The sequence below is a fragment of the Vibrio sp. 10N.222.54.A3 genome (assembly GCF_041474095.1).
Classification (GTDB): Bacteria; Pseudomonadota; Gammaproteobacteria; order Enterobacterales; family Vibrionaceae; genus Vibrio; species Vibrio crassostreae_C.
On the sequence record NZ_JBFRTN010000057.1, the window covers coordinates 43,102 to 53,557 of the forward strand.

Sequence of the window (10,456 nt, forward strand, 5' to 3'; positions counted from 1 at the left end):
CTTGTTCGATTTTGTCGTTCATGCAAAATCACAAGCCAATCTGAATGCGTGAGTCATAAATGGATTACTTACACTTATCTAGGGTGAGCCTTAAGCACCTCACTGCGCTTCATATTATGCTGAACACCCACAGCGTCACTCAGACCTCAGAGCAACTCTGTGTCAGCCCTTCGAGTGTAAGCAAAACCCTGTCTCAGTTGCGTGACATCCTGAATGATGAGCTTTTCTATCGAGATGGTACCAAGCTTATCCCGACTCCCTTTGCTCTGAAGATAGCGCCCACTGTTCACGCAATTCTTTCAAGCATGAATGGACTGCTTCATCAAAAGAGTTTTACCCCTCAAGAGTACCAAGGCAGTTTTTCACTTTCGATGCGTGAAAGTACTTTCGAAGTATTTGCCTCAAAGATCAGTAAAATTACCACTGAGCTCGCGCCAAGCGCGAAGCTCAACATCTATTCGAAACAACAGCTCGGCTTCGATGCTTTACTCAGTGGCAAGGTCAATTTGATCTTGTTGCCTCATGATATATCTCAGCCGCCGACCGATAACAAAGAGCTGGTTTGGGAAACAATTCTTCCAGATGAAATGGTTTGTTTGATGGGCGCACACCACCCTCTCGCTCAGCAAGAACTGACGGTAGAAGGCTACTTAGATTACAAGCACATTGGGATTTTAGATAACGAACTGTCTCAGCCTTACTTTGAACAAAACTTGGTTCAATGCCACCAACCAAGAGAGATGGCAATATCGGTCGCGGACTTCGGCGCTGCGGCTGTGTTGTGTCACCACACACCTTTCCTGTTCACTTGCTCTAAACAGTGGGCTGAGCATGCTAAACAAGCTCAGGGCTTAGTGAGCAAGCCCTTGCCTTTTGATTACGGTAAGGTGGCGTACAGCTTGGTGTGGAATAAACCCAACATGAATGATCAAGCGATCAAATGGTTGTGTGACCTGTTTTTAGAAGCTTAATATTTTTAGAGACTTAATATCTTTAGAAAGTTAACGTTCTTAGAAGCCTGATTGACCGCCTAAGAAATCTAAAGACTAGGTATAAACCTCAGGAGTTTGCATCGGTCTTTGAACTATGGTGTAGAGCTTATCGTGAAAGCTCTGCATCTGTTTTTCGGTGCATTTCGGCCAATCTAACGCGTCGCCAATGACACCATGATGCTGAAACGCATTCAGCCGAATTCGAATATCACTTGGTAGAGTCTTCAAGTAACGCCCCACTTGTTCAATTTCGTCCTCAAGATCGCTTTTATTTGGGATATGTAGCAACCTAACTTCGTGCAGTTTTCCTTTATCTGCTAAGTAGTTAATGGTTTCAAATACTCGATGGTTTCCTCTACCTACTAGCCATTGGTGTGTTTCAGATTGCCATGATTTTAGGTCAATCATCGCGCCATCAAGGTAAGGTAATACTCGCTCCCACCCTTGTTGAGGCAACGAGCCGTTACTGTCAATAAAACACGTTAAGTGTGCCAATTGCGGATCGCTTTTAATCGCTTGAAATAGCTCGATGATAAACGGCAATTGCATGGTCGCCTCACCACCTGAAACGGTGATACCACTCAGGAAGAACTGATTATGCCTAACCAGTTCAAGTACCTCGGATACCGTCATCGTGGTGATTTTGGGGCTCGACTTATGATCACAAATATCGACGCACTGATCGCAGTTGGTACACGCGACCGGATCCCACTTCACCTTACCATCTACAGAGCTTAATGCGCCGCTTGGACACCCACTTATGCAGTCTCCGCAATGGTTACAGTGATTAATAGTGTGTGGGTTATGGCAGGTTATACAATCGAAATTGCACCCTTGTAGAAACAGCACTAGGCGATTTCCCGGTCCATCAACACAAGAAAAGGTCAGCACACGGCTGACCTTCGCTTGTTTTTCTGTCTTATTATTTTTAACCCTAGCCATTTGAGTTGTTAGATCAGAAATTTTCATAATTCACATTGTTCGTATTCGAAACGCACCATACACATAACGCACGCACGTTAAAGCTATTCGTATGTCGGCGACATCTCTAAACTCGCCACGCGTGGTTTACGCTCTAATATGCCCGTGTTCTTCGCAGCTTCGGCACCTAAAAAGGTGGTATTGGTGCGTGAGCCTTGCTCGTCATATTTGGCAATGTCAGATAGCTTAATCATGTAACCCGTGACACGAACCAAATCATTTGATGCAACGTTAGCCGTGAACTCTCGGTAACCCGCTTGAATCGCGCCTTTACACAGGTTAAACATCGCTTCAGGGTTAGATTTCACTGTTTCGTCGATGGTCAGAATGTCACTGATGCCCGAGGTGTAGAACTTATGGTGACCCGCGGTTGCACGAACGTAAGAGACAGGATCCGGTTCGGTACCATAAGGAATACGGACACCCGGCGTCACATCTTCATCTAAGCTAATACCGCCTTGAGCATGCAGCAGAGCTTTACCTTCTAATCCATATTTCACTTCAGAGCGTTCAACGATCTCAGCCAGCTTTTCAGAGATACGATGACCAAGTTGATTCGCCAGTTCATCGTGACCATAACGCCCTGCTTGACCTTCTTTCTCCAACAAGATGTTGACTGCTTCCGCCATGCCATAAATACCGAACATTGGCGCAAAGCGATCTTCTTCGATCAAATCTTCTTTGGTTAAGAAGCCTTCGAAGAAGTTAGACTCTTCATGCAAGAAGCGGCTTCGAGCGTTCATCAACTCAACCATGATGCCACTGTAGTTCGGCAATACTTGTTGTAAGAAATCAGCACTGTCCTCAGACTTCAACGCCACTTGCTTAAGGTTCATACGCACCAAGGTGTTTGAACCACCCGCTAATGGCAGAGAGTTATAGCAGCTCACAATACCAAAACGCTTATCGCCGTAAGCCTCGGCATGCGCGGGATAGTTCGCAATATGCGGTTTACTGCATTCGCAAATGTTGCTCGCCGCATGACGAAGTAGATCATCAGGTGTCACGGCTGGGTCGTACATAAAGGTTAAGTTTGGCGCGATCTGCTTCAATTCAGCGTCTACACGTAAAATCGTACGGCAGATAATGTTGTCTGTCGGGCCGATATTCACATGCATAAAGGCGTCTGGCAGTGTGCGATCCAACATGATCCAGAATAGCTTAATCTTTTGGTATACCTGCTCTTCTGTTAAGTCGCCCACGAAAGGCATCAACACATCATCCAACTGACCTAGGTAAACCGGAATTGAAGTGACAGACGGAACATGGTGGTAAAGGATGGTAAGCATGTTCAATGCTTCATCGAAGTTGGTTGCCGCGCTAAGCTCTAAATACTCTGAGCCTTGATGTAAGTATTTAGAATAATCTGGAAGTACATAGCGCGGCTTAAATGGGGCGTGCCCTTCAAACATGTCACACAGCACACCTTGTTGTAAGGCTTGCTCTACTTCTTTGCTTACCGGCATATACGGTAAGCTGGCTTCAGCTTCTAAGGCAAGATAGCTCGACTTCTGTTTTGGTGACAGGTTGGCATCTGAAATGATATTGCTAAAGCGTTGTTGTTGCTCTGAAAGTGGTGAAGAAGTAGATGACGCAGATTGGTGGCTCATGATTAAACCCTTAATGTTATTATGGGCTTATTTTATATCTCACCGCTATATTTCCACTAATGAAATGTATGCAAGACTATATTTCCAAAATGGAAATAAGTGATTTGTAAATTAGCGGTGTTGAGTTTTCTATGAGCGAGATGAGAAACAGAGAAATAGAGAAATAGAGAAACCAGAGTTAATAGTGAAGAAATGAGAAAGCGCTGAGTCGTTCTGTTTAAAACGATAGCGCCAAAAAGAGAAAACCCACATAACTGACAGTAGAGTCGTTAATGTGGGTTTAGTAGTTTAAATGAGCATTCTGAATGCTAGCTCAAGGCATACACACGATTACAGATCTGGAAGCGCTTGTTTACGTCCAACACCCATTAATACCTTTAACTCTCCTTGTGGAGTGTCAATCGAGAACGGTGTGGAGACTTCAACGACTGCAAAGCCCGCTGCACTCAATACATTTTCTGAGCGCTGTTGGCTTACACCGTAGTCTTCATTGTCGCTTTCCAAGTACCAATCCCAGTGTACAAACGTGCCGTCGTTTTCAAGCAGCGTGTAAATCAGACTGACTGTGTCTTGTAGGTTCGGGATAAAACCACACACCGAAGAGGCTACCACTAGGTCAAACTGGTTTCTGAATGCTGGATGCTGCGCTGCAAGTCCGCGCGATAAAATATCAACTACCGGTTCAACGTTAGGTAACTCTTTCTTATCTAACTCTTCAATCATCCCTTCAGAGATATCAAGTGCGATGATCTCTTTTGCTAAATGAGATATTTTCTGGCTGAGTAGTCCTGTACCACAACCAAAATCAAGGACACGGGTTCCGTTTAAATCAACGAGCTGTGTTAACTGGTCAAATACGGATTGTGCGAATACTGCAGTTGCGGGATCTTTATCCCAATCAACGGCGTATTCGTCCCATTGTTTCGCCATCATGGCCTCCATCTTTACTTCTTGTAGGTTCGGAACTTCCCCAGAGTAAACCAAATTAGTCAATTCGTCATAGAGTTATCATGCAAAGATGGACTATTTCTAAGATAGTCAGCACAATATTCAGATAATATGCACCGACCCCCGCTCAATATGGAAATGAAATGAACCTTTCTCAAGTCCAAGCCTTTTGTTCCGTTGCTGATTTAGGATCAGTTTCTGAAGCTGCACGCCAGTTAGAATGCAACCGAACCAAACTCAGCATGTCGATTAAAGCCTTGGAAAAAGAGTTAGATGTCGAGCTGTTCGTCCGCAGCGGAAACCACGTTGAGCTTTCAGAAGCGGGTAAAGCGATTTACAAAGATTGCGAAGGCATGTTGGTGACAGCCGCGCGTATTAAACAAACCTGCTTGCATGTTTCGGGCGAATTCAACGCAGAAATTTGGATAGCACGAGATGACTCCCTACCCGATGAAATGTGGCAGGACTTATCTCACGCCTTAAATAACAAGTACCCTTCTACCTCATTCAACTTCGTTCTCGCATCGAGCGGTGACTTAGCTAACCTAGTTGAAACTCAGCAAGTCGACTTCGCATTTGGTGTCGATTACGAACGCGTCGATGACCCAAGAATTATCTACAACCCGCTTGGTAAGATTCGAATGATGTCTGTATGTAAGAAAGGACATGATTTGAGTGCGATGCGACGAGTGTCTGATGAAGTACTGAGAAATTCGATGCAAGCAACCATGGTTTATCTTAATGAAAAGGATAACCCTGAGCTTGAGCCCTTCTCGCGTCGTTACATTGGCTTCTCTAGCTTCGACTTTATGTTGGATACGATTCTACGTGAAGAAGCATGGGGCGTAATGCCTGAGCCATTGATTCGCCATTTACTGCGTGAACAAGAGCTTGCCGTGATCAAACACACCTACGGTTTAACACAAGAAGACTACTGTATGTTTACCGCGGCTGGCATGGCAGAGCACCCAGGAATGAATTGGTTGGCCGACCAGCTTAGTGATTATTTGTTTGATTTCTAGACGGACGACTTTTACTCCATACTTAAGTCTTGCTCTAGAAAACCATCACGTGATCCACTAAGTAGCGTCCGTCTTCTTCAACCAATACCATTTCGGCGACAAACTCGCCTTTGGCGATGGTGTAAGCTTGTTTCCACACAAAAGCGATGGAGTCTGAACGTCTAAACAGCGCGACTTGCTCTCGCTCAGCAAAAAAGCCATTACTGTGCTGATAATGGTGACACACCTTTTCTAAATATTCCGGCGTAACAATGTCTTTCATCCTTTGAGTAAAGTCTCGACAGTGCTGTTCATGATCGACCTTGGTTGAACCGTCCATCAGATTATCCATAATCGGGTTAGCAATCACCCACAACTCGTTATCACTGATATCGTCAAACTTCATATTGATTCACTCCTTGTCCATCGCAGTCGCAGTCAAATCTAGAAGACCAATAAGACCTTAGCGACTAATGTGTTTTATTAATCATAAACGATCCTATTTCAGTTGCACACCATCACCAAAAAACACTCAACGTCAACTTTATTGACACCACACCCTGATCTTAAGTCACTGAATTTTATTGATTTATATGTTCGAATTAAATAAGACATATAAACATCATCAGATAAAGTTTGTAAAGTTAGCTCATTATTAGAACAATGAAGTTATCAAAAACATCTGGAAAATATTATGTGTGACAGGAAAAGCCAAAACGAAAATCGAGTACTATTGTTCTCAGCCCTTTTAGCATCAGGCTTCGCAATTGGCGGATTGGTGTTGGGTCTTCTCGTTGGCTCTCTGGTCATAGTATTTGACGGTGTCTATTCTCTTATCAGCTTACTGTTAACTTTATTGTCACTAGCTGCCTCGAAATACATCAATCGCCCTTCGGACACTGAGTTCCCGTTTGGTCGAGCAATTATCGAACCGATTGTTATTGCCATCAAAGCCGTTGTGATTCTTCTTGTGGTTGGTTATTCACTTTACTCTGCGATTGGTGCCCTAATGACGGGTGGCCGTGAAGTTGATGCTTCTATTGCAACTCTGTTTGGTATTTTCAACGTGTTGGGTTGTGGTTACGCTTGGTGGTACATCGCGAATAAGAGCAAACGTATTTCTTCAGGTCTGATTCAGGCTGAATCTAAGCAGTGGCAGATGGATACGCTACTGAGTGTAGCGGTAACAGCGGGTTTCGTAGCGGCTTGGTTAATTACTTTTTCTCCGCTTGCAGAATACGCAGTGTATGCCGACCCAATGATGATGTTGCTAATGTCTTTCTACTTCATCAAAGTGCCTTTCGACATGTTACGTGAAGCCATGCGCGAACTGCTTATGATGTCGGCAAACAAAGATATTTGTGATGCGGTAGATAAGAACGTTGTCGCGGTAGACAAAGAAGCGGAGCAAGATTTGGAGCTGATGGGTGTGACTAAGGTTGGTCCAGAATTACGAATCAATGTTGATATTCATACCAACGACCAACAAGCGATTGCGGTCGATGATATTGAACGTACGCGCCGCCAACTTAAGCGACGCTTATCGAAGATGCCTTATGAGCTTCAATTGAATCTCAATATCGCGAGTTAAGAGTCGAGAGTTAAGAACCAAGAGCTAACCAATCAACCTCTCGCTGACTAAGACTCTGATTGAACCTTTTTAGAAGCCGACGCCGTAACCGTCGGCTTTTTGTCTCTGGTTACCCACCAGCAAGCTAAAGAGCCAATCGTTACCATACAAACGCCCTGCCAAAACGTCATGCTCAATGACAAACCCAAAATAATAGAAGACAGTAAGGTCGCAAAAATAGGCGTGAAATACGACATGGTCGCCAAGAAGACCATATTGCCGCCAAGTATCGCGGTATTCCAAAGCGCGTAACCTGCGCCCATACACACGCCTGCCAACACTAAGTCAATCGCAGCACTGGTTGTCATCACCATGCCGGTTTCGTTACTCAATGCGTATTTGATCCACAAGGTGATTGCCGTTGCGATAAAGAACAACACAATCGCATTCTGCCCTTTCGCCACTTTCTGAGTGTAATTACAGTAAACCGCCCAAATAATCGCGCCGAAAAACGCCATTGAATAAGTTTTTGGGTTAGTAGCAACATTGGCAGCGATTTGTTCAACAGAAAGCCCCTGATCGCCGCTGATGCTCCAAGCGACGCCAAAGAAGGCCAAGAAGATACTTGGGTAAACCAACCAGTTAATTTTCTTGTCGCTCAGCAGCACCGCAAATAACACCGTCAGTGCTGGCCATAAGTAGTTGATGACAGCCATTTCCAAGGCTTGATGTCTATTGTTTGCCATTCCTAAAGCCAGAGCCAAGAAGATCTCATAACAAACGAACAAGGTGCCGCCAATCAGCAAATAAGACTTAGAAAAGCGTGAAAACTTAGGTAGCCCCATAACACAGACCAACAACAGCGAACTCACCGTATAAAGACTGGCCGCACCACCAATTGGACCTAGCTGTTCTGAGACGCTACGAGACAGAGCAATCAAGCAGCTCCATAGTAAAATGGCGATAATACCGCAGCAACTATAACGATGAGATTTCAGCACACCTTTTCCTTTATCTGTTTTGATGGTCACTCTATGGTAAAACCAAGTTCAAAATAATTGGCCGAGTACATTTTCGTACTCGGCCATCAACACTTTGTTTACAAAGTATCTATCAATCTACGAAGCATCAATCAATTAACAAATCATTGGTCAATTAACGAAACGCCAATCAATTTACAAAACATTGGTCGATTAAAGAAATCAACCGATTATGATTGTGTATTCGCTAGTGGCGGTCAGTTGTTAACTATTCACTAAGCCAGCAGTAGAGCTTGCAAGTCAGCCAAAGACTTCACTTGGTAGTGAGGATTGATACCCGCTGGCGCTGCCTTTTCTTGGCTGTTTAACCAACACGTTTCGATGCCAAAATCGAGTCCACCTAGAATATCGGAATGTGGGTTATCCCCGACCATCAATATTCTTTGCTTAGATGGCAATCCAACCAGCTTATGCGCATATTCAAAAATCTCGGCATCCGGTTTGGCTACCCCAACTTCTTCAGAAATGATCACGTGCTCAAAGTAATCCGTCATTCCTGTGCGCTCTAAACGGATTGACTGCAGCTCTGTAAAACCGTTAGTGATGATGCCCATGTTCACCTTGCCTTTTAAAGACTCCACCAACTCTTGTGCACCTGGTAATAAAGAACAGATGTCCGCCATCGCTGTTAAAAAGGCACTGTTTAAAGCGGCAGTTGTTGTCTCTAGTTTCTCAGCCCAGCTTTCGAAGCGCGTGTGTTTCAGTTGATCAGCCGTAATTCGACCATCTTGGTAATCGACCCATAGTGGTAGGTTAACTTTTTGATAAACGGAATAATCCTGTTCGCTAAAATCCACACCAAAACGTGAGAACATTAACTTCATTCCTTGAAAAGCGTCAAAGTGGAACAAGGTTTCATCCGCATCAAAGAATATCCAATCGTACTTCATTTTATTTCCTATTATTCGCGCTGTTGAGCTGCGTTTATCTTTAGTTGTTCATTGGCTCAAAGACCAGATGTTCATTCTACTACCAATTTTGTGAGCCTGAATATAGTTCTAATAATTTATAGAAAACAAGCCACAAGTCATGATGTATCGCAAATTTTGCCACATATTAAACCAATACCATACAATAAATACACTTAGGTACCGGGAGGTACTATGAAGCACTTTTTACCATCGTCTGTCATGCTTACCCCTTTTCTTGTCAAATACTATGACGAGGAGTCAGAAGACACGCTTGATTCTGAAGAGTCACAAGAACCTGAAATTGAATGCAGCGATGACTCAGATAAAACGTCGACACCAGCCTAACTAGAAGAGTTTTCAATGAAAAACCTTATTTTTCATTGTTATAGAGCTCCATACTGTCTCTAATTTAGTCGATTTATCGCGATCTATTACTGACAATCAACACAGCCAAAAACCATGAAAACGATTGCTATATGAGCCCTATCACAACGACTAGCCACAAAGTGGTAGTTCGAATTCAAAGTTGTTCCAGATCAATGGTCGACCACTTGAATGCCGACAACATGTAGGAAATTAAAAATCATAATTAACGGAGTTTTCCAATGTCTACTGCATTTTACATCCCTACAATCAACTTCATGGGTACTGGCTGTCTGAAGGATGCTGCTGATAGTATTCAGTCTCAAGGCTTTAAAAAAGGTCTGATCGTAACTGATAAGATCTTGAATCAAATTGGTGTAGTTAAGCAGGTACAAGACCTTCTTAGCCAGCGAGGCGTAGACGCAGTTGTATTCGATGGCACTCAACCAAACCCAACCATCACGAACGTTAACGATGGTCTTGAATTGCTGACTGACAACGATTGTGATTTCGTTGTTTCTCTAGGTGGCGGTTCTCCACACGACTGTGCAAAAGGCATTGCTCTGGTTGCTTCTAACGGCGGCAAGATTGCAGACTACGAAGGCGTAGACCAATCTGAAAAGCCAATGATGCCTCTTATCGCTATCAACACTACGGCTGGTACAGCATCAGAAATGACATACGGTGGGCTAAAAAGTTGGACGTAAAGTAGTGGGCTAAAAGTTGGACATTTTGTTTTCATCAATTCCTCTCTATGCCACAAAGATATAGCAACATTCCCCTCCCCCCCCCCCAGAGAACGTCAACCCACTAATTTACTTATGCTTTACCAAGGCGGCTAGATTTTGATTGTGGCTCTGTGGATAAGCGGCAGAATTTAAAGCCACTGAACTGTGAAGATTTCCTAATTGATCCTGAGTTTTGCTTCCTATCAATCTCGAAGGAATGATTTAGTCTCAGAAACTAAAAAATAAACTAGGCGGATTAGAGTTTATTAACCACTAATCATCATTAGCTCTGTGGCTCTTCTCCGCTTAGAT

At 43.7% G+C, this 10,456-nt stretch carries 10 protein-coding genes and 1 pseudogene; 5 read left to right on the top strand and 6 right to left on the bottom strand.

All coding sequences use genetic code 11. The features are described from left to right. Positions 1 to 59: 59 nt before the first annotated feature. A complete protein-coding gene (locus AB4507_RS12900) occupies positions 60 to 971 on the top strand; it encodes a LysR family transcriptional regulator (protein WP_065584590.1) in 912 nt (303 codons plus the stop codon). A 75-nt stretch (positions 972 to 1,046) separates the two neighbouring features. Here the strand turns inward: AB4507_RS12900 and AB4507_RS12905 are convergent, their stop codons facing one another. From AB4507_RS12905 to AB4507_RS12915, 3 genes are all read right to left on the bottom strand, one after another. Next, positions 1,047 to 1,961, bottom strand: a complete 915-nt coding sequence (locus AB4507_RS12905) for a YjjW family glycine radical enzyme activase (RefSeq protein ID WP_372114235.1) — start codon at positions 1,959 to 1,961, stop codon at positions 1,047 to 1,049. A 56-nt stretch (positions 1,962 to 2,017) separates the two neighbouring features. Next, on the bottom strand, positions 2,018 to 3,583 hold the full coding sequence (locus AB4507_RS12910; protein WP_372182793.1) for a YjjI family glycine radical enzyme: 1,566 nt from the start codon (positions 3,581 to 3,583) through the stop codon (positions 2,018 to 2,020). Between the two features lie 330 nt (positions 3,584 to 3,913). After that, positions 3,914 to 4,513 (bottom strand): class I SAM-dependent methyltransferase, encoded by a 600-nt coding sequence (locus tag AB4507_RS12915; protein WP_372182794.1) that lies wholly within the window; start codon positions 4,511 to 4,513, stop codon positions 3,914 to 3,916. A 161-nt stretch (positions 4,514 to 4,674) separates the two neighbouring features. Here AB4507_RS12915 and AB4507_RS12920 point away from each other — a divergent pair, with 161 nt between their 5' ends. Then, complete coding sequence (locus AB4507_RS12920; RefSeq protein WP_016797108.1) at positions 4,675 to 5,553, top strand: LysR family transcriptional regulator; 879 nt, start codon at positions 4,675 to 4,677, stop codon at positions 5,551 to 5,553. 34 nt (positions 5,554 to 5,587) lie between these two features. Here AB4507_RS12920 and AB4507_RS12925 read toward each other — a convergent pair whose 3' ends face one another. Continuing rightward, positions 5,588 to 5,938, bottom strand: a complete 351-nt coding sequence (locus AB4507_RS12925) for a hypothetical protein (RefSeq protein WP_052880051.1) — start codon at positions 5,936 to 5,938, stop codon at positions 5,588 to 5,590. Between the two features lie 288 nt (positions 5,939 to 6,226). On the opposite strand from AB4507_RS12925, the gene AB4507_RS12930 reads away from it, so the two are divergent. Next, positions 6,227 to 7,123, top strand: coding sequence for a cation diffusion facilitator family transporter (locus AB4507_RS12930; protein WP_017064786.1), 897 nt, complete (start codon positions 6,227 to 6,229; stop codon positions 7,121 to 7,123). 47 nt (positions 7,124 to 7,170) lie between these two features. Here AB4507_RS12930 and yddG read toward each other — a convergent pair whose 3' ends face one another. Both yddG and yjjG read right to left on the bottom strand, forming a co-directional pair. Continuing rightward, positions 7,171 to 8,103 carry an aromatic amino acid DMT transporter YddG gene (gene yddG / locus AB4507_RS12935; protein WP_372182795.1) on the bottom strand — a complete coding sequence of 311 codons (933 nt, stop codon included), beginning with the start codon at positions 8,101 to 8,103 and terminating at the stop codon, positions 7,171 to 7,173. Between the two features lie 254 nt (positions 8,104 to 8,357). Next, positions 8,358 to 9,032: a pyrimidine 5'-nucleotidase gene (gene yjjG, locus AB4507_RS12940; protein WP_372182796.1), complete on the bottom strand. Its 675-nt coding sequence runs from the start codon at positions 9,030 to 9,032 to the stop codon at positions 8,358 to 8,360. 213 nt (positions 9,033 to 9,245) lie between these two features. On the opposite strand from yjjG, the gene AB4507_RS12945 reads away from it, so the two are divergent. Both AB4507_RS12945 and AB4507_RS12950 read left to right on the top strand, forming a co-directional pair. Further along, a complete protein-coding gene (locus AB4507_RS12945) occupies positions 9,246 to 9,398 on the top strand; it encodes a hypothetical protein (RefSeq protein WP_017060903.1) in 153 nt (50 codons plus the stop codon). A 260-nt stretch (positions 9,399 to 9,658) separates the two neighbouring features. After that, positions 9,659 to 10,096: pseudogene (locus AB4507_RS12950) on the top strand (iron-containing alcohol dehydrogenase); the annotation flags it as partial. Positions 10,097 to 10,456: the final 360 nt, after the last annotated feature.